Origin of the sequence: Paenalicyclobacillus ferrooxydans (assembly GCF_001399675.1) — a bacterium.
GTDB classification, from domain to species: domain Bacteria; phylum Bacillota; class Bacilli; order Alicyclobacillales; family Alicyclobacillaceae; genus Alicyclobacillus_B; species Alicyclobacillus_B ferrooxydans.
The window spans coordinates 1-18,532 of the sequence record NZ_LJCO01000071.1; the positions used below are offsets into that span (position 1 = coordinate 1).

Sequence of the window (18,532 nt, forward strand, 5' to 3'; positions counted from 1 at the left end):
TGCGCCGAGGATTTTGCGGGTCTGTGCATCCGCAATCAGCTTGAATACACCGGTGGTCTCCCGATTCACAAGTGCGCGTGGTACGGCATCCAACGGCAGTACAGAGGATATCACATCGTAACCTTCCTATTTGTGCGCGTAGACCTCAAGGAGTTGCAAAGTACCATCTCCTCGTCTTCTAATGGCCTCGTGCGCCCTTTGGGGGGTGCCGCCTGAGGCGGAAAAATCATGGGGTGGGAATCTGCGTGTGGGGGCGAACTAAGCGGTACCGGACTAAGCGAAGCGCAGGAGGATAAGGAGCAGCCCCCATGCGTAGGAACCCCATGATAGCCTATGGGCGGTGGCACCGACTCCTTAAGCACGAGACCAGATTACTTTTCCTTATCCCTTCCGTTTTTTTGTCCAAATGGCCACCAACGGTGTTTTTGTGGTTCACGTGACTCTAGGAGTGTTCGAATCTGTTCCGGAATCTCCTGTGCTCTTCGTTCGATGTACTCATCTACGTGATTTTGTAAGACTTGATATTGTTCTTTCATCTCGCTAAGTTCTTTAAGAAGTTGGTTTTCTCTCTCGTTTCGCTGTTGCATACTTTCTCTAAACTCCGTTTGCAGGCTCTCGACCGACACAAGAATTTCGTTGCGTTGTGTATGGAGTAATTGGTCGATGAGTTGACCGAGTGCCTTCATATCGACAGTGCGGTCTACCTGTATTACCTCTCGTACTTCCGCAGAAGGCAGCTCTGAGGCTTTGATGTAGTATTGCGAACCGTAAGCACTATCTTTGAGTTCTGCTTGTAATTTTCCGTCCTTAATCCACCGACGCAACGTCTGCGTACTTACACCAAATGCTTCTGCTGCTTCCCTCAGTGTTAGTTCTTGTTTGTTGTCCATTCTGTTCACCTCCGTCTCCGGACCCTCTTCAACATGCTTTATCCATTCGTTACAAGCACCCTATTCCCTTGTATTGAGAGAAAATTCAAATCTATGCGACTAAACTTTGTTCTTGGTGTATACATGTTTTTTAACTATGATAAATACTGATAAAGGTTATAATGTACCTTACACAGAGAAACGTTCAAATTGGGGTGTGCTGAACAAGCCGACTTGTGTAGCGTTAGCAGGAATACGCCTGAACATGTCGAATTTACCAGTTCAGTGACGTGACACGGAGAATGTGAAACGCCCACCCCGGCAAGGGTGAGCGCGGAACGACTGGGTTTTCCATCCCAGTCCATATGACCAGGAAACACTCGAATTGTATCCTGATCACAATAAGCAGTTTAGTAGGATGTATTCGATACGCATTCTATAAAATCCTGCAACGTTGTGTCAAATTATCGGGCGTTTCTACGGTCATATGAGCCGTGGGAGCGCCCTATTTAGTACCATGTAGCTCCGCTAATATCAAAAAGGAGGATAGAGCGGAACGTTACCGTTTAGAGGATAAAAACGAAAAAAAGAACGGCTTTAGCAGCCGCCCAACACAGTATCCTGATAGAAATTCGCAAAAAAAGGATACCACGGCGGTTTAGTTAGAGTCAACCATTAAACGGTATTCCGTGCAGAAACTATGACTGTTGCAATTGTAGAAGACCAAGAAATAGGCGAACGACCTTACTATCAAACCCCTTATCTTTATGCCAAGTTTTATACGGCAATGCGCCATCGACTGGCCGAAATGAATCTCTCTGCCAGTGTTGTAACTGCGTTTATCGGTGTACACCTCATCTGTGATGCAAATACCGGTGATTTTGTTCTGGACTATTCAGCTTTGCGAGATGCTTTACACTTACCCAAATCAACCGTATATGTCGCTGTCCAGGAGCTCTTAAAAACACCTCTCGTCACTCATGTTTATGAGGATCACTATCGGATTACTGATTATGAGGCGGACCGTACCGCACCAGGAGCCAGTTACTTCAACCTCACACCGCGTTTCATTGCACTCCTCTCCCTATTAGTTGCACATCATCTACCCGCTATGATTCTCTTCTGCCTTGAAATTATGGATGTGAGCCGTCATCGCAATAGTGAAATTCTCCGCAAGATGAGAACGCTTATGTACAAAAAGCATCTTGGTAGTGCACCAAGCCGCGTGAGAAAGAATCTCGCATTGCTGGACGGTTTTATAGAGTGGGGTGAACTTCCGAATGCTTCCGGAACGGACGTTCTACTCCAATTTTGGCTCGTAAAAGACGATTCGAGAACTATAGAGCAAGAAGCCTTCCGAGCTTTACATGGAGCGGTAAGCCGCGAGACTTTGGAAGGCTATGCAGCTGCGAGGGGGGCCGATACTCCCACATGGCGCGAGCTCTCGAAGTCTACACGTAGATTGATCGCTTACGGTATTGATATGAAACTCCATCCTGAGACCATTCTACGGATTGCTTCTATGTTTGGCGCTATCTGTGCAGCGCGACACGTGAAATGGCGAGGTGCATACCTCACGAAGCTCTTAAAATCTGGTGATTTACTCAAACAAATACCAGCGTGGAGACTCAAGTACACCGCTTAAGTTCTAACTGTTCTCTACATCTTCATTGGCCCCCCCTAAAACCAGGCCTTTTGGCGTGGTGTGTTTGGCATACCTGAAGTTCTCTCTGATACTCTCTTCATCCTCCTGAGATGGGTGTTTCGTTACCCTTGTACACAGCACAAGGTTCAGTCGATGCCATGTGTCTCCATTTTTTACCCAGATTTTCCCTTTTGAACAGGTGTTCTGTCTAGATTGTGCATGTCTCAACCTGTGGATAACCCATCTAACGTCTATTTTATGCACGGTAAAAGTCTAGATTGTGCATGACTCAAATGGGCTGCAAAGGCTTGCTACTAGTGTAATTTGTACTACTTGTTGATGCGTGCTTAAACTATTCTTTTCTAACAAATATTGATAAGACTATGTGGAGTGCCTACGGCACATTCCACATCTTTTAACAGAAATACATGCTTTCTATCTACTACTAAAAACAAACGAGAAGTTTTCGTATCCACTAGATAACAATGCCTATAAAATCTTTAAGCCGATAATGATAGCCTTGCCGATCGCCAATGTTTCTATTCATGCACTCGCTTACCTCTATAACGTTAGTTATTTTTTAAGTGGTATAATAAAATTATTAAGGTTAAGTAAATTGGTGTTCAACAATTTCAGAAAGAAGGAATGCTCATCATGTTGGAAAAAACCCAGGCACTCGTTGACTTGATACATGAAGAGAACGCTTTAACCTCAAAAGTCGTTCAGTTTGCTGGATGTGCGGCGGATGAATTGGCTGAATGTGTAGGGGAACTTTCGAAAGGTACTTATATCTACGGAACAGGTGCCGTCCAAATCAAAGGTTTCGGTATGTTGTTCATCGTGCAGTGGGACGGTCCCAATGGGACTATCCCTGTAATGCGTCATTATCCGGTACGGGATAGAACTCCTGAAAGCGGAACCTTTATCACGAGTCGAATGAAGCCAGGTCAGGAATGCATTATCGATTCACGAATACTGTATGCTGCTCCTGTCTCACTTTATGTCGAATTCGCGCGACACATAGAACTCATAGTTGCTAAGTTGGCAGAGAAAAAACAATTACAGATTCAAGACCTTCGCTCGATACTCAAGACCGTGCACAATTGTGTCATGTCACCTGATGGTAATTAGAATATGAGATCAAGGAGCCTGTTCAAACTCGATCACAGACCATGTATACCCTCTTCAATATGGTATATGCCATTTGACATCGATGTCCTAAAACTAAAGGAGGTTGACAATGCGCACGATGATACTCACAATCTTGTTACTCGTCGTCATCGGTAGTCCATTATGGTACATATTTACATACATTATTGCCGTGGTACATGAGTTTGGTCATTACCATTTTCGGAGGAAATACGCAGTACCAACAGATGTTTTTATCGGTAGGGGCAGTTTGCGTCTGAATATCGGAAATTGGTGGTTTGGGTTACTGCCGCTCAAGTTTTGTAACTATCCAGCGAGTTTTTTAAGCCTCAAAACAGACCGGAGATTTAAGACGGTGATTATCGCTGGTATCCGTGTGAGCTTGATTGTGGGAGCTATTGGAATTTTTGTTTCCATTGCGCTTTTTCTATTCCACGTGGAATACATTTTAGCGGGGTTATTGTTGATACTCTCTGCGAGCATGATTGTTGGTAATGTGCCGAATGGGTTGCCATCCTATCAAATCTACGTTAATGGCAAAGTGAAACATAAGAATGGTCTTCCTACTTTAGGTGATCCCGTTGTTGGCTTGTCTGACGGAGCGTGGTTTAAAGTGTGGGATAAATGTATATTGGACCACGCTCTGGTGGATGAGTTATCGGCAAAACTGCAAGTCCCTACCGTCCGATCTACCCAGGAAATGAAGTACCTTATTGAGCGGAAAGCCGTTCGGGGTGCTAAGTTGGGCTTATACCATATCCCAAGTCAATTATCTGTTTGAAGTATGGTCCAATTATAAGGACGCACACAATGAAAAAGAATACTTCCTCGATGTCGGTGTCTCAGGGAAAATCCCTGAGACTTTTTTGTCTCGTGCTTAAGGAGTCGGTGCCGCCTTACTGAGGCTATCACCGGCCTTTCTCAGTTCAAAGGGCCGCGCTCCTTATCCTCCTACGCTGCGCTCGTTCGGTACCGCGCTTATACCCTTCGACCTGAGCCTCTAGGCCGATGATTTTTCCGCCTCAGGCGGCACCCCCAAGGGACGCACGAGACACAGCCGCTGGAAAGGGGGGATCGCAAGTGGGAAAGGATTTACTGGTGGCTCTGGATGTCTTGATTAAGTTGTTGACCGTGGCTTTGCTCCTGTTACAAATACGGAGGTTGCGGAAGACAACGAAAAAGGCTCGCCGTTCAGCCAAACGGAGAGCCACTGGTAAGCACCGGGGGAGGGGCGACTAGCCCTTTCCCGTCCCATTTAAAATTCACTATCGAGATTGTAACCCATTCTCATTTTGCAAACAAGGGAGTGTGACGGATGAGCTTTGTAAATGTGCTACTGGACCTGATTATTCTGGGGCTCGTGATTCGACTTCTCATTATGCAGGGAGGGAACCGATAAAATGGACGTGCAAAAATGGAAACAATTGGACTTGTTTGATATTGCAGAGGCCAACGACTGGAAAAACAAAGTGTATGGTAGCACGTTTGCACTGGACGATATTCGCATTGGGGATCGCTTTGAAGTCCACTGGAGTAACGGTGTGCAGTTTACGGGTACTTTTGTTACGCGCGGTTGGTGGCAAACAGAACGGGAAGAGTTGGATTACTATTGGTTACAGACAGAAAAACATGATTTTCGGCACATGTCATCGGACGATGAATGGGTGTACTTAGGGCATGATGACAGCTATACACCACCGCGCAAGGACGACATTTGCGAACGGTTGGTAGATGTACTTAAACAAGTGCCACTAGACAAAAGGATTCCTGCGCTCCAATCCTTCGAACATCAGTACCCGTACCTGAGTTCTGAATATCATCCGCTGGTCCGTGAGGCATGGGATAAAGCGATTGTGGCAGTGACCAGTCTTGATGAGCTGTTGAGTTACTACGCAAGTTGGACGTGTAAGGCAGAGTTTCCAAAGGGCAAGGGCAGTGTGATTCGTGAATATGTTCAAACCGTTTTTCAGTTCTCACGTGAGCAATGGAAGGAAGAATTATTGAAGCTCAGATGGACCGAGGGGGGCCAACAAGGTTGTTTTGTCTATCGTTTTGCAGCTCGTGACGTTACGTATTATCGCCCTCTTTATTTACACTACATCACTGAATGTCGGACTCCGGAAGAACTTCTAAAGCTCATGGTCATGCGCGGCTCGGATTCGAGTTATGAAAGATCAATGAAGTCCGATGTAAGAGTGTGGGTGGACGAAGGAGACCCAGAGAAAACACAACAGGCCTGTTAATAGGAGTGGGGAGAGCCCCCTCAAAGGAGACCCCATGGTTCGCCATGGGGTTTTGAATGAGATGAGAAGCAAAGTAAAGGAAACTTCGCTGTCGCGAAGTCGTAGGCGATACGAAGGTGCTTTGCGATTCGTGGCGTAGCGTTTACCTGGTTGCCGATTGGTTCTTGCCTCCGCTCGGGTCGAGGCATTGTATCATGTGGCACAACGCTGCGCGTCCTCCACTGCGTTCCGGCCTCCGGTGCGCTCACATGCTGGTACTTGGGTGCCCCGAACGGGGACAACACGGCCAGCGCGCCAAGGAGGTTATTCTCATGTCCAATCAATTTTATTACGAAGTCGGTGCTTTCCCAGTATTCCTCGATGAGGAGTCAGGTCGATGGAATGTGCAAACCTCCACGTGCTCACTTGGGGGTTGCGATATATGTGAGGAGTTTGAGACTCAAGAGGATGCACACAGCCGTGCCGCTCAGTTGGCGGCCACCAAACATGAACTCGACCGTCACGCGTGCGAGGACTGCTATCAGGAGTACGTGAAAGACTGCTGGTGAAGGGGCTCGTCCCCTTTTTTCCTCGCGTACTTGTTGGTGGTACCCATTGTTGAACTGCAAGTCGGAAACTTCGCTGTCGCGAAGTCGTTAGTGATACGAAGGTGCTTTGCGGTTCGTGGCGTAGCGTTTACCTGGTTGCCAATTGATTCTTGCCTCCGCTCGGGTCGAGGCATTGTATCATGTGGCACAACGCTGCGCGTCCTCCACTGCGTTCCGGCCTCCGGTGCGCTCACATGCTGGTACTTGGGTGCCCCGAACGGGGACAACACGGCCAGCGCGCCAAGGAGGAGTTATCTATGGAGAACATCGATATTGTGAAGGTTGTCATGGTTAAGGAGGGCGCTCTTCAATCCGAACGGTTCCAGATTGGTTCTTCTGAAGATGCTGTATTTGTCGCACGTCGCTTTTTAGAAGGAGCTGACCGTGAACACTTCATTGTCATGATGCTCGACACGAAACACTACATCAACGCGATACATACCGTGTCCATTGGCTCTCTCGATGCGAGTATTGTTCATCCGCGTGAAGTGTTTAAAGCTGCAATTCTGTCGAACGCCAGTGGCATCATTTGTGCACATAATCATCCGTCCGGAAGGCCCGATCCAAGCTCAGAGGATCGCTCCATTACTAAGCGCCTCGTGGAAGCCGGTCGTATTCTGGGCATCGATGTGGTGGACCACCTAATCATTGGCGACCCTGGTCACGTCAGCTTGCGTGCGGAGGGTTACATCTAAGGGGGGAACCCCCCCTTTTTTTCCTCACGTCACAGTTTACTTTTATTGGTTCTATGTATATAATTAATATATAAATTATTTTTGGGGTGGTACTGTGGCTCGTCCAAAGAAACCGTCAGATGAACGTCAAGCGGAGAAGATTGTCATATATACAACCGCTGAAACGAAAGAAAAATTCCAAACGGTCGCAAAAGCGTCTTACATTTCGGAATCTAATCTTGGTGAGCTTGCTATTCAATCCTGGTTAAAACAGAAAGGCGGGTCTTTGTTGGAGTATCCAGAGTCTTCTTTTCATGGTGATTTAACAGGTTCTTTACATGGTGCGGAATTAGTAAGGCAGCGGGCTATCGAAGTTCCATTTGCTTGTAAATTAACGGTGGATGACTGTTTGGAAACTTGGGATGGAATGGTTTCTTGGATTGTTTCACATGGGAGTCACTATGAGTTTTACGTTCAGGCTAGGGAAAGTGGGTTTAAGGTGATCGTCGGTCCTTCTTTGTCGGGGTGGTTCCTTGCGCTTCCCGTTCATGAAGTTTGTTTAGATCTTGCTTCTCCGTCTGACTTGTTTTACAACGAGGAAAAAGTTTTTGCTTGTTCTGAATTGAACCAGGTTGATGGTATTTCTGCTGTGTCTGCCTTGAATGCTTTGTATAAATCAGGTTTTTTTTCTTGAATTCTTCTCAGATCGCTTTTCTTTCGCAGCTTAGGTTCCTTGGGTGGTGTGCTTGTGAGGAAGGTTTCGGAGAAACTGTATGCTTCTTTCACGGACCCGTTTACGATTCGTAGATTTTTGAACCAATTGGCCGAGGAGTTCTCTAACACAGGTTGTGTTGTTCGTCGGGGGCAAAATGGTTCTGTTTTTATTACCTTGCCTGATAAAGTGCTTCACTTTGTCCCTGATAATGATATAGGGGTCAAACGTATTACTTTTCGTTATACCTAATACATTTGGCCACCTATACGGCCACCCACTCTCGCTACGGAGCCTATAGTCTCCGTTTTACGCTCGTAGGCTAACGCCTACCGTGGGTCCCCGGCCTGGTGGAAAGGAGGGAAAGCTCGTGATACGTGCCATTTTCAGCCTCTACCGCATTATTGTAATCCCTGGAATCCTATATGTGCTGCTTGTTAGTGACCACTGGCACATGACCCCTGTAGCGTGGTTTATCGTGGTTGCCTGGTTCATTGCTGTGTATTCGTGGGTCAAACGTATCCGTCGCCTTCGGAGTCGCACGGATCGGCGTCGATTTCCAAAGCTGTTTTGACCCATAGTCTAGTCCAACATTTACTTTTCAAACAGTCGAATAGGGGGCGCTTGTATGTACACATATAGTTTTCGGTTTGCTAATCCGAGGATTAACGATAGTTATATACGTTTATCATTCGCTGATGTAGAGTATCCATTTCAACTACATTTTGGTGATGTTGTGATTCTTAGTGAGACCATGGTGAATGAGATTCATAAACACCAACCGAATCATTCACGCATTCAATTCTGGGTAGGTGCCGTCCATCATTTTGTCGATGCCAAAGACAATCATTTGTCGCCAGAGGTCTTTCTTGTCGACTACAAACCTTACACAAATCTGCATCGCTTATCCCTTTAATCAATGAACGTCATTCCTAACAATCTTCATTTGGGGGCGCATATGCTCTCTCCTCTGGTTGCTCTAGTTGTCCTAATTGTGTTGGGTTCTTTGTTTGGTGGCTTGATTAGTAAACCGTTACCTTGGTTTTTACGAAGATTATTTGTTGGTATCTTTGCACTTACCGGTGCTGTCTTGTGGGCTTGGCTCACATTCTACGTACATATGTTTCCCGCTATATAACACAAGAGCATCGTTCTACTCATTGTTGCCTCAGGGATTTTCCCTGAGGCTTTTTGTCTCGTGCTTAAGGAGTCGGTGCCGCCTTACTGAGGCTATCACCGGCCTTTCTCAGTTCAAAGGGCCGCGCTCCTTATCCTCCTACGCTACGCTCGTCCGGTACCGCGCTTACACCCTTCGACCTGAGCCTCTAGGCCGATGATTTTTCCGCCTCAGGCGGCACCCTCCAAGGGGCGCACGAGACATAAGGGAGGATGATAGATATGTATTACAACGACAGAAAGCCACTTTTTCGAAATCTCTACAACATCCGTGAGCTCGTTGCGAGCATAGCAACCGCAGAACTGACAGAGATAGAACACGACTACAAAGGAAATCTCACGTCTGTGCGGCTGGAGCTCCCTTTAGAAATGCGTGGTCTCAAACATCTTTGTGTCATTCTCTTAGGCGCATGGGAACCGACTGAGGGAAAAGGTTTCTTTTGTGACATCGACTACCGCGCGAGTGCCACCATTGGCGACACCCGTGCTCGCCAGATTCAGGATGCGCTAACCGAACAATTTACAGCGTTTGAGCTGAACACAGAGCAACCCGAAGGTCTTTACGAGAATTACGGTTCGTATCGCTACGACAAACACGTTTGCCTGGTGAAACGGATCTCTACAGTAGACCTTGTGCCATTGTACACATATCAGTATGAACGTTCTAATGAGACCGCGACGGTCTATCGTATGGGTGCAGTTCTCGTGGAACGGCGCAAGTATTCCAGTGATTTCATTGACGAAAACGGCGAACGATACAGACTCATGCGCTCCATTTCTGCCATTGAGGACAAACACGGTTTTCTCCTATGTGTCAGCAAGTACCGTACAGGCCATGTCACCTACTCAGACGCCAGCAACGACATGAAAGAACGCATTGAGATTCATAACGAGTGCATTTTGTCGCAAGCTCCAAAATTGCCGCTTGGTACGGTGCTATTCGATGAAGAGGAACAGAGGTACGCAAAGCTCATTGAACACGAAGGTGAGTTCCATTTGCAGTACGAGAGTTCCAATCATCGAGGGACTTATGAACCATTCCTTTTGTCCGACCGCTTTGTTGTGACAGAAGGTATGGCCTTTGAGATGCCCGCAGTGGGGCTCTATTACGACACACACGAATGTCTCTTGTACAAAGCCATTTCACGCAGGCCTCATTACATGGTGGTGGAGTTGGTAGACCGTAACCCATTTCCGAAACGCACCTGGAATGCACCAGATACCCGTGTTGGAGTGGTGCCCATGTCGCACATTGTAGAGCTGGAGGCAGATTACCAAGTGCTCACCCAGTCCGGCGTCACTGCGTTTCAAAATACGGAGCTCGGAGAAGTCGTCACAGACCTGTTTACTCGCACAAGAACCATCATGGAACAACAAGTCTTTTTCTGGCTCGGACTTGCCATCGAGCACTATGGCAGCCTTGAGCAAGCCTGTCATGGTGTCTACTTCGAGCTGGTTGGACAGATGCGTCACACTTCGGCAAACACTGAAGAAGTGAAGGCCTTTCTTGAAAAACTTATTGTTCCCAAGTTGGTGCAAGTACACGTGTCCGAGGCAAAAAGCGCATAAGTGGTAGCAAGGCAGGGGTTTCCCTGCCTTGACTCTCCATCACATTACATGAAGAGGGGAACAGCCATGATAGAAACACTGAGCATGTGGTATCACGCACCGGTGATTGTAACGGCGGGTGATTGGTCGATTCGAGAGTGGAATGAGGCCCGACAGGGATATGCCGTTTCATGTGCAGGTAATCTCCGAGGCTGGTTTGCAGGGCCGGATGAAATTGAAGCTGCGTTCCCATTTCCACGAGGAGAAGAAATGACACAAAAACTGACGGCGGTTGAAACGAAGAAACAGCAACTCATGCTAGGGATATAGAAATGCACCAGGGCAGTGGATGCCTCAGGGATTCTCCCTGAGGCTTTTTTGTCTCGTGCTTAGGGAGTCGGTGCCGCCTTACTGAGGCTATCATCGACCTTTCTCAGTTCAAAGGGCCGCGCTCCTTATCCTCCTACGCTGCGCTCGTCCGGTACCGCGCTTATACCCTTCGACCTGAGCCTCTAGGCCGATGATTTTTCCGCCTCAGGCGGCACCCCCCAAGGGGCGCACGAGACATAAGGGAGGATGATAGGAAATGAAAAACAACCAGGTAATGGAAGCTACTCAACGACTACTGGCAATGTGGGAATCCGGTGACCTGCCACAAGCTGTCGCGCACACAATGTTAAAACGCAAATCAGGCGACCGCCCTTCTGATTCTTGGAGCCTTGCCAATCAGATTCTTACTTTTATCAATGGCACGGAGGACGCGCGAGGTTTTCGCCAATGGGAACAGGTTGGCAGGCATGTGCTCAAGGGTTCCAAAGCCATCTACATTCTTGGACCTGTCGCCCGAAAAATCAAAGAGAAGAACACAGAGACAGGGGAGGAAGAAGAAAAAACCATTATTACTGGCTTCAAAAGCATTCCGGTTTTCCGGATTGAAGATACCGAAGGCAAAGCCATCGAGGACAGCCGACCGGATTACACTCCCCCTGTCATGCCACCTCTGATGAACGTGGCGAAGGCGTGGGGCATCGATGTGAAGTATCAAGGAGGGAACACCCGTTATTATGGAGCCTACTACCCCGGCAAAGATGCCATTGTGCTTTGTACACATGATGTAACCACGTTTTTTCACGAGCTTTCTCACGCAGCTCATCACCGCATCCGACCCCTGAAGGGTGGACAAGATTCGACACAGGAAATTGTTGCCGAGACGAGTGCTGCAATTCTGTGCTTGATGTACGGATACGAGGGATATGTGAGCAAGGCCCGCGACTATGTTGCACACTACGCCAAGATGGAGCCTCAGGAATGCACCAAGGCCGTGATGAGAGCTATAAGTGACATTGAAAAAGTACTGACCATGATAATCGAGGAGGCTGAGCAACAATCGACGACCGATACTGCAAAGGCGGTTTAAAACACATCGGCGGGAGGGGTACCCCCTCCCGCACTCCCCAAAAAGGAAGGAGCTGCACTCATGAAACCATCAAAAGTACAATTACAACTACTTTGGAAGGTCTCTGCACGTGGTAACACTTCGAATCCGGTCAGGCCTTGGAGCCAATCGGAGCTGTCTCGCATGTCCCGAAGTATCGCAGTGTGTGTACGAGAAGGTTGGATCGAACGTATTGAGACTTCCAAAGCGCATAAAGAAGAATGCCTACGACTCACCACGAAAGGCGAGAAAATGATTCGCAGGTATCCAGATCGAAGGTTGTCCTTTCAAGAATACAGCCAGCTTCTGGAAGACACCTTGGAAAGGCTCGGATTGAAAGATGACACCGCAGGCAAACCCATCGAGGAACCAACTCAAATTATAGGCTAATGAACGCCATCCAATGAGAGGACGGATACATATGGCACGCAATATGAAGCACAACGGGCAACTCACCAAAGAGGAACTACGAGCGGTAGCAAGTTCAGGTAATTTCATTTATGACCCTGATTATCAACGGTTTGCTGATCTAGACGGTACGGAAGCCAAGCGTTACCTTGAAAGTAAAGGATTCCACGTAATCAGGAGCTACGACACTGGACGTAACGGACAGGCCATTACCGAATGTGGATTGTGTTTATCTACTAACGGGTACCTTCACCAAATGACTCTTGAATGATGCTGTACTGAAAGTATTACATTTTACTTCAAGGCACCTATACGGTGCCTTTTTCTCTTCGTTTCGGACTTATCTATACTGTTATGTTTAGTATTATATAGTCCTATTCTATTTAAAAAGTGACCTCCTTCTTGTTGTGCGTCCCTAATGGGTGCCGCCTGAGGCGGAAAAATCATGGGGTGGGAATCTGCGTGTGGGGGCGAACTAAGCGGTACCGGACTAAACGAAGCGCAGGAGGATAAGGAGCAGCCCCCATGCGTAGGAACCCCATGATAGCCTATGGGCGGCGGCACCGACTCCCCGAGCACGAGACATACCGAATTACCGTCATTTATTGTACCACATAGTACTATATAATACTATTTTGTTCTTGTTATTGGCGTGGTTACGTTAATACCATTGTACTGTATGGTACTATGTAGTGATATTTTGTGATGTTCACGATGTCACCATCCGTAACGCCTGGTGCAGAGTTGTGGCCTGAAGTGCAGTGCAAGTGCTTAAAGGCGAGCGCCCCCTTGGGGGGGGCAGCGGTCCGTCTACGCTCAGTGTGCCCCGTGGTATTTGTTCCTGGAGATAGAACACTCCAGGAACGGCCCCCTGACCTCGCCGTACCGGTCCAACCACCATGTGTCGCTTCCTTCGGAATCGAACGCCTTACGCCCGTCTTCTCCATCGGAATGGAGCCGTCTCCAAGCGTGTCTCAGAGCCTCGCTAAAGCGAGCTCTATCGACGGAGCCAGCTCCGGAGAATCCGGTCTCAAGGCGACCATGGCGGTACGCAGGATAAAGAGTTGCTGTCAGCAACTCGAAAAGCCTTGCTACGCAAGGCTTAGATTATACGTCACATGATTACATGTGTGACGTCATTTTAGTGTTTTGCCTTGCATAGCAAGGCAAAACTATACTACAATCGTCTTACATCTTTCGACTGGTATATGTTTCCTTAGGTAAAGGGGAGTCCCAGGTGAAGAAGACACTATATTTATCAGATGCAGCGCTAACCTCCTTAACTCAGTACCAAACGCTACTCAAAAAGAGAGGTATCAAGAGTAGCGAATCAGAAATTGTTTCTCATGCGGTTGTGCAATACGTCCTTGCGGAAGGACAGGACTACGCGAGGAAGCAACTCGACCAAATGGTTGAGGAGTTAATGCGAAAGCAATTCAATCGTCTTGCTGCAATGATTGGCAGTGTTGGTATGGATGTGGCCATGGTGTTGATGGATACGCTGGACGAGCGTCATAAGGAATACCCAGAAGTCAAACAGAGACAGATTTACACAGACCTGCGTGACAACGCAAGAAAGTACTTCAGCAGCAAAGAGTCATTCAAGATACAGGAGTTTGTTGGTTCCTCATCGAGTGAGACGGGAGAGAAGTAATCATGGCTGAAGCACGGGTATTCGTTAAACATCAAAGACGTAACAGTGTCCAGGGTGCCCGACAGTACACAAAATACATTGGTTTTCGTGCGCGCGAACGTGCGGACGAAGAGCGTGGTTTTTTTAATGAGCGTTTTGACCGTGGGGCCGATTTTGAGACGTTCATCACGAAGATCGAGACTCACCCTGCTTTGCAACATGGAGCTACTGTTAAGATGCACGCACTGATTGTATCTATGCGTGGCCGTGACTATGATTCGTTTATTGAAAACGGAGGCAATTACAAGGAATTTGCACGCGCATTTATGAGGGACCTCGAAGAACGCAAAGGGATGAAGCTAGAGTGGATTGCTGCGGTACATGAGAAGACAGGTCATCCGCATGTACACATACATATCATGGGAGTTGGGGCAACTCCGGACGGAAAGAGCAAGCGGGTATATCTCAATAAAACTGACTATGAATGGTCTAGAGACATTCTTGCACAGAAACTAGATGCAATTGCTCCCCAAAGGGATTTTCATCAACGCGTCCCTGGGACTCGTCGCACGCACGAACCCACTCCAGAGCGTACTATGGAGCAAACTTTACGATCCATCGGACGAGATACTTCCTCAGATGCTTCGACTACGGCGCATGCCGTCAAGGGAAACCGAAGACGGCGTGCCCGTCGCGATCAACAACAAAAGCAAATTGCTCGTGAGACGGATCGCGAGTTAGACCGTTAGTGTTTTTCTTCGTTATGTCTTACTACTGTGATTCCAGGTATCTCAACATGGCTGTCGCCACGAAGCCAAACATGTCCAACTCACGTTCTATCACTAAAATCCGCGCCTTCTTATAAACCTCATTTTCTACGGAAAGTGTCCACGCTACCCACGTATCTTTCGGGTATTGGTCTAGCTCTGTAGCCACAGGTTCTGTGTCGCCGTGTTTAACCGCTTTTACGTGCCTCTCCATTCCTTCCGTCACAAGGTCTCTCAAAGCGATTTCCTTTCGACGTTTTACAGATAACATCTTGAATTCTGTAAAAATGTGTTCTGGGACTTTTGCTTTATATAGTTGGTACGTCTTTTCACTCACGAGTACGCCTCCTATATCCTTGTGGTATAAATTTAACCCAAATTACTTTTGAATCAAAGGTATTTTGTAGTAAAATATCACTGTAACTATTAGTATAGTTTATTCTTTCGTCAAGTCACGTCTATGGATGTGGTAATGTGGCCAAAAAATTACTTTTGTTAATGCGAAGTCAGACAGTCTACGCACGTATTCTCAAAGATATTTCAGGACCATATGTTGCTCCTTTCTTTGCGAGCGAGTCTGAACTCCAGGGTTGGTTACTCCAACAGAGTGAACCACCTGCAGCTGTGCTGCTGGATCGTCATTGGGAATCGCTTACGACGACCGAAAGCCTATTGCAACGAATCCAGGCTTCGGTTACATACTTCGACGATTTTGTCCAGGCTGCGTCGTGGCTCAAAGACTCTTTGCCGCTTTGTTCTGTTGGTGCAGAACCATTTTATCCAGACGACACCAAGATTCCTACTTCCGTTTCCGATGTTTCTGAACATACGGTCAATCCTGCTTCCAAGGATGTAGCAACTAAGGCTGAAACCTCCGAAGGCAAACTTGGGATTGAGAAGTATTTGAAATCCAGCAAAAGAAAAACTGTTGTTCAAGACGTGTCGAGTTCTGTCACTTCGTCGGAGCCAGCAGAGACGCTCTCACTTACACCTTCGGTACGTGTGGTAGAACGAGAGAAGATCGTTGAAAAACCGGTGTACATTCGTGAGCCAGTTATTCAAACTTTGCGGCCACGTTTGGTAGTTTTCGTAAATCTTTGGCCTGGTTCCGGTTCAACGTTTATTTCTTTCTGTTTGGCACATAGCCTCACCAAAACTTTGGATGCTGGAAGCGTTTCATTGATTGAATACCCACTCCAGGATGCTAGGTATTGGACGTACTTTCGGTTGTATGAGCGAATTCTTCCCTACACACATTGGCTCCAGGACCGGAAGGGGAGTTCTATTTCGATTGAAGGTGTGGAGCTTGTTCCCTTGCCACCGAGCTATACGCCAAAAGCGTATTCGGACGAGGAAGGTCTTGTCTACATTCATCATCAACTTCGTAAACCGTTTGTCCTAGTTGATGTAGGTTTTAATCTTCAAGACTCCATGCTCCTTGAATCAGCGGACGATCTTTTTCTTTTGATGGATTGTGACCCTACGCGTATATTTTCCACGAGCTGGACGGAACAAGCCAACAGCTTCTTGGAACGTTATCCACGTGCACATGTAATCCTAAATAAATGGACGCGTCACGTAGATCCCGATGTTCTTACACTTTCTCCTGAGCATCTTTATATTCCTTACCTTCCTCCAGACATCGTTGCAAGGGCTGCATGGAACGGTACGTTTCCAACAACCGAATCTACGATAGCTGAGGAACTGAAGTTTTTTACCGAACAGTGGATCGACCGATGGGTGCCAAAAGCCCTGATACGGACTGAGGAAAAACGTAAACCATTTTGGAGGAGGCATTAGTCCATGCAATTACTTGGAGTATCCTTGCCATCGAGAAAGAGGCCGTCTCACCCACCAAAAAGCCCTGTTTCGCGGGAGAGAAAACGCATGTGGGTAGGCAATGCGCTTGCCGGTATCTCCTTGGTAGTGTTCGTTGGCGGTGCAGTTGTGTATGAACAGTATCTATCGCCTATTTTGCAAGACACTACGGTGTGGGTTGCCGCTACGAACATCCCGCCGAATACTCTTCTGACCGCGCACAATGTTAAAACAGAACTCGTGCCAAGAAGAATTTTAGAAACCGGAGCGATTACAAACCCTGTGTTTTTGCGTAATAAACGTTCCGCAACGCTATTAGCTGCTAACCAACAGCTCACAGCCAAGGACCTTGAAACGAACGCATTAACTCCAGTTGGGAATGAACAAATCTACCCCATTCCCTCGTCGTGGATTTATGCCATTGGGGGAGGAATTCGTCGTGGTGATTCCGTTTCTATCTATGCCTATCCGAAAAACAATACACCAGGCACGCCGTCTAACTCTTTCAGCACTTCTAAAACCACGACACAGACAGCAACGTCTTCGAGCCAATCCGTTGCTTCGGTCATCCTTAGCCATGTAGCTGTTGAATATGTACGTAACGGGAGCAACCAAGAGATCACGAATGCCTCTCCCAACGCCCTTAGCTCTACGAATCCATACGCTCAACAAGAAAATGGCAATGGTACACCGACGACTGTAGACCTTCTCTTAACTCCGGTTCAGTTTCAGCAACTGAAGACTTTATCGCTGACCAATCAATTCATCTTTTCCTATCCGAGTAACTAATCCCTAGGAGGGGTTATCTGATGTACTTTGTAACGCACACTGAGCGCTTTCGTCAGTTTGTTCCAAACGTGTCTGTTGATTCTGTGGCGCAGTTATCCGCTATTCCGGATACAGCTGTAAATGACTTGGTGCTTATCGATTCGGATACCGTTTCGACCACTGATCTTTATGAGCATGTTACGACTCATCGCGACTCGAAAATGGTGTATGTTGTGGACCGCATCACTAATCCTGTTCAAGCCATGTCTACTGCTTTAAAAATTCCTGTGATCACATGGGACGGACTTGTTTCTTATCTTGAAAAGACAGAACGTCACATAGAGAGTCGTCCCGTCGTGACGTTCTTTGGTGTGCTACCTCAACTTGGGACTACAACTCTTTGTCTTGCCGTTGCTTCAAAGCTTGTGGAGACTTATCGTCTGCGTGTCGGTGTTTTGGGTCTCAACTTGTACGAGCCTGGTGCGTGGATGATATCTCAGCCATTGCATCACTTAGATGAATTGCAATCTCACTTAAAAGAACGCAGTCTTACTCCCGCCTCTCTCACCGAAAACATGTACGAGCTGAAAAGTGGTGTAAGGTACCTCTTCGGTCATCGCAACCAAGCTAGCGCACTCGAAAAGTACACCATCTCCGATATTGCGTACTTAATTGAGCAGGCAGAACAGGCTTTTGACCTGGTTATACTCGATGCCGGTAGCGTGTTTAATACACCCGCTGCACTTCAAGCCCTCATCACTGCCACTCTTCGCTTCGGTGTCATCACGGATCGTATGTATGTAGATCGTAAGTTTCATCAATTCTCTCAATCTATTTTGCGACCACTGGACATCCGTACTGAAGACATCTTTTTGATTGGAAACAAGATGCAACAAGCAAATGAACGTACTCTTCTGGCCTACGCGCGCAACTTGAAAGCACAGCCTACGCGCACGTCACTGCCGGATGAAACTTTGCTTTTGTACCAAGCGGAACAACACGAAGATGCTATCTCCCGATTCCTTGAAGCCCGTACGGTAGGGGCAGGAATATCTCTTTTAGCCGCAATGATTGCCGCGACTTACGGATATGCACAGTAA

The 18,532-nt window shown here is 47.3% G+C and carries 21 protein-coding genes and 1 pseudogene; 19 read left to right on the plus strand and 3 right to left on the minus strand.

Translation table 11 applies throughout. The annotated features are described in order from the left end of the window. Together AN477_RS23860 and AN477_RS16170 are read right to left on the minus strand one after the other, a co-directional pair. Nucleotides 1-126: pseudogene (locus tag AN477_RS23860) on the minus strand (hypothetical protein); the annotation flags it as partial. A 245-nt stretch (nucleotides 127-371) separates the two neighbouring features. After that, entirely contained in the window at nucleotides 372-890 is a 519-nt protein-coding gene (locus AN477_RS16170) for a helix-turn-helix domain-containing protein (protein WP_054970211.1), read from the minus strand. 679 nt (nucleotides 891-1,569) lie between these two features. Here AN477_RS16170 and AN477_RS16175 point away from each other — a divergent pair. The 16 genes from AN477_RS16175 to AN477_RS16255 all read left to right on the plus strand — a co-directional run bounded on the left by AN477_RS16175 (nucleotide 1,570) and on the right by AN477_RS16255 (nucleotide 14,828). Next, nucleotides 1,570-2,514 carry a hypothetical protein gene (locus tag AN477_RS16175; protein WP_054970212.1) on the plus strand — a complete coding sequence of 315 codons (945 nt, stop codon included), beginning with the start codon at nucleotides 1,570-1,572 and terminating at the stop codon, nucleotides 2,512-2,514. A gap of 654 nt (nucleotides 2,515-3,168) precedes the next feature. Continuing rightward, nucleotides 3,169-3,645, plus strand: coding sequence for a hypothetical protein (locus AN477_RS16180; RefSeq protein WP_054970213.1), 477 nt, complete (start codon nucleotides 3,169-3,171; stop codon nucleotides 3,643-3,645). 109 nt (nucleotides 3,646-3,754) lie between these two features. Continuing rightward, nucleotides 3,755-4,444: a zinc metalloprotease gene (locus tag AN477_RS16185; protein ID WP_054970214.1), complete on the plus strand. Its 690-nt coding sequence runs from the start codon at nucleotides 3,755-3,757 to the stop codon at nucleotides 4,442-4,444. Nucleotides 4,445-5,063: 619 nt separating this feature from the next. Continuing rightward, the gene (locus AN477_RS16190; protein ID WP_054970215.1) at nucleotides 5,064-5,906 is read left to right on the plus strand and encodes a hypothetical protein; all 843 of its coding nucleotides are present in this window, start codon (nucleotides 5,064-5,066) and stop codon (nucleotides 5,904-5,906) included. 311 nt (nucleotides 5,907-6,217) lie between these two features. After that, nucleotides 6,218-6,454 carry a hypothetical protein gene (locus AN477_RS16195; RefSeq protein WP_054970216.1) on the plus strand — a complete coding sequence of 79 codons (237 nt, stop codon included), beginning with the start codon at nucleotides 6,218-6,220 and terminating at the stop codon, nucleotides 6,452-6,454. Between the two features lie 296 nt (nucleotides 6,455-6,750). Beyond that, on the plus strand, nucleotides 6,751-7,188 hold the full coding sequence (locus AN477_RS16200; protein ID WP_054970217.1) for a JAB domain-containing protein: 438 nt from the start codon (nucleotides 6,751-6,753) through the stop codon (nucleotides 7,186-7,188). Between the two features lie 94 nt (nucleotides 7,189-7,282). Then, entirely contained in the window at nucleotides 7,283-7,861 is a 579-nt protein-coding gene (locus AN477_RS16205; RefSeq protein ID WP_054970218.1) for a DUF6618 family protein, read from the plus strand. 388 nt (nucleotides 7,862-8,249) lie between these two features. After that, entirely contained in the window at nucleotides 8,250-8,453 is a 204-nt protein-coding gene (locus tag AN477_RS16215; protein ID WP_054970220.1) for a hypothetical protein, read from the plus strand. A gap of 54 nt (nucleotides 8,454-8,507) precedes the next feature. Then, a complete protein-coding gene (locus tag AN477_RS16220) occupies nucleotides 8,508-8,795 on the plus strand; it encodes a hypothetical protein (RefSeq protein WP_054970221.1) in 288 nt (95 codons plus the stop codon). Between the two features lie 482 nt (nucleotides 8,796-9,277). Further along, nucleotides 9,278-10,624, plus strand: coding sequence for a hypothetical protein (locus AN477_RS16225; RefSeq protein WP_054970222.1), 1,347 nt, complete (start codon nucleotides 9,278-9,280; stop codon nucleotides 10,622-10,624). Between the two features lie 66 nt (nucleotides 10,625-10,690). Beyond that, nucleotides 10,691-10,933: a hypothetical protein gene (locus AN477_RS16230; RefSeq protein ID WP_054970223.1), complete on the plus strand. Its 243-nt coding sequence runs from the start codon at nucleotides 10,691-10,693 to the stop codon at nucleotides 10,931-10,933. A 256-nt stretch (nucleotides 10,934-11,189) separates the two neighbouring features. Further along, nucleotides 11,190-12,020, plus strand: a complete 831-nt coding sequence (locus tag AN477_RS16235; protein WP_054970224.1) for an ArdC-like ssDNA-binding domain-containing protein — start codon at nucleotides 11,190-11,192, stop codon at nucleotides 12,018-12,020. 60 nt (nucleotides 12,021-12,080) lie between these two features. After that, entirely contained in the window at nucleotides 12,081-12,428 is a 348-nt protein-coding gene (locus AN477_RS16240) for a winged helix DNA-binding protein (RefSeq protein ID WP_054970225.1), read from the plus strand. 31 nt (nucleotides 12,429-12,459) lie between these two features. Continuing rightward, nucleotides 12,460-12,717: a hypothetical protein gene (locus AN477_RS16245; protein WP_054970226.1), complete on the plus strand. Its 258-nt coding sequence runs from the start codon at nucleotides 12,460-12,462 to the stop codon at nucleotides 12,715-12,717. A gap of 966 nt (nucleotides 12,718-13,683) precedes the next feature. Next, nucleotides 13,684-14,100 carry a hypothetical protein gene (locus AN477_RS16250; protein ID WP_054970227.1) on the plus strand — a complete coding sequence of 139 codons (417 nt, stop codon included), beginning with the start codon at nucleotides 13,684-13,686 and terminating at the stop codon, nucleotides 14,098-14,100. Nucleotides 14,101-14,102: 2 nt separating this feature from the next. After that, nucleotides 14,103-14,828 (plus strand): relaxase/mobilization nuclease domain-containing protein, encoded by a 726-nt coding sequence (locus AN477_RS16255; RefSeq protein ID WP_054970228.1) that lies wholly within the window; start codon nucleotides 14,103-14,105, stop codon nucleotides 14,826-14,828. A 22-nt stretch (nucleotides 14,829-14,850) separates the two neighbouring features. On the opposite strand, the gene AN477_RS16260 is transcribed toward AN477_RS16255, so the two are convergent. Further along, on the minus strand, nucleotides 14,851-15,183 hold the full coding sequence (locus tag AN477_RS16260) for a hypothetical protein (protein WP_054970229.1): 333 nt from the start codon (nucleotides 15,181-15,183) through the stop codon (nucleotides 14,851-14,853). Between the two features lie 137 nt (nucleotides 15,184-15,320). Here AN477_RS16260 and AN477_RS16265 point away from each other — a divergent pair, with 137 nt between their 5' ends. The 3 genes from AN477_RS16265 (at nucleotide 15,321) to AN477_RS16275 (ending at nucleotide 18,532) form a co-directional block, all read left to right on the plus strand. Beyond that, the gene (locus AN477_RS16265; protein ID WP_054970230.1) at nucleotides 15,321-16,646 is read left to right on the plus strand and encodes a hypothetical protein; all 1,326 of its coding nucleotides are present in this window, start codon (nucleotides 15,321-15,323) and stop codon (nucleotides 16,644-16,646) included. Nucleotides 16,647-16,733: 87 nt separating this feature from the next. After that, a complete protein-coding gene (locus AN477_RS16270) occupies nucleotides 16,734-17,453 on the plus strand; it encodes an SAF domain-containing protein (RefSeq protein ID WP_054970231.1) in 720 nt (239 codons plus the stop codon). Nucleotides 17,454-17,473: 20 nt separating this feature from the next. After that, nucleotides 17,474-18,532, plus strand: a complete 1,059-nt coding sequence (locus AN477_RS16275; RefSeq protein WP_054970232.1) for a hypothetical protein — start codon at nucleotides 17,474-17,476, stop codon at nucleotides 18,530-18,532.

Excerpts from the sequence above, each read along its gene's own strand:
- AN477_RS16245 (WP_054970226.1), top strand. The coding sequence starts at position 12,460 with ATGGCACGCAATATGAAGCACAACGGGCAACTCACCAAAGAGGAACTA.
- AN477_RS16180 (WP_054970213.1), top strand. The coding sequence starts at position 3,169 with ATGTTGGAAAAAACCCAGGCACTCGTTGACTTGATACATGAAGAGAAC.
- AN477_RS16240 (WP_054970225.1), top strand. The coding sequence starts at position 12,081 with ATGAAACCATCAAAAGTACAATTACAACTACTTTGGAAGGTCTCTGCA.
- AN477_RS16275 (WP_054970232.1), top strand. The coding sequence starts at position 17,474 with ATGTACTTTGTAACGCACACTGAGCGCTTTCGTCAGTTTGTTCCAAAC.
- AN477_RS16270 (WP_054970231.1), top strand. The coding sequence starts at position 16,734 with ATGTGGGTAGGCAATGCGCTTGCCGGTATCTCCTTGGTAGTGTTCGTT.
- AN477_RS16170 (WP_054970211.1), bottom strand. The coding sequence starts at position 890 with ATGGACAACAAACAAGAACTAACACTGAGGGAAGCAGCAGAAGCATTT.
- AN477_RS16175 (WP_054970212.1), top strand. The coding sequence starts at position 1,570 with ATGACTGTTGCAATTGTAGAAGACCAAGAAATAGGCGAACGACCTTAC.
- AN477_RS16230 (WP_054970223.1), top strand. The coding sequence starts at position 10,691 with ATGATAGAAACACTGAGCATGTGGTATCACGCACCGGTGATTGTAACG.
- AN477_RS16235 (WP_054970224.1), top strand. The coding sequence starts at position 11,190 with ATGAAAAACAACCAGGTAATGGAAGCTACTCAACGACTACTGGCAATG.
- AN477_RS16225 (WP_054970222.1), top strand. The coding sequence starts at position 9,278 with ATGTATTACAACGACAGAAAGCCACTTTTTCGAAATCTCTACAACATC.
- AN477_RS16195 (WP_054970216.1), top strand. The coding sequence starts at position 6,218 with ATGTCCAATCAATTTTATTACGAAGTCGGTGCTTTCCCAGTATTCCTC.
- AN477_RS16190 (WP_054970215.1), top strand. The coding sequence starts at position 5,064 with ATGGACGTGCAAAAATGGAAACAATTGGACTTGTTTGATATTGCAGAG.
- AN477_RS16220 (WP_054970221.1), top strand. The coding sequence starts at position 8,508 with ATGTACACATATAGTTTTCGGTTTGCTAATCCGAGGATTAACGATAGT.
- AN477_RS16255 (WP_054970228.1), top strand. The coding sequence starts at position 14,103 with ATGGCTGAAGCACGGGTATTCGTTAAACATCAAAGACGTAACAGTGTC.
- AN477_RS16200 (WP_054970217.1), top strand. The coding sequence starts at position 6,751 with ATGGAGAACATCGATATTGTGAAGGTTGTCATGGTTAAGGAGGGCGCT.
- AN477_RS16185 (WP_054970214.1), top strand. The coding sequence starts at position 3,755 with ATGCGCACGATGATACTCACAATCTTGTTACTCGTCGTCATCGGTAGT.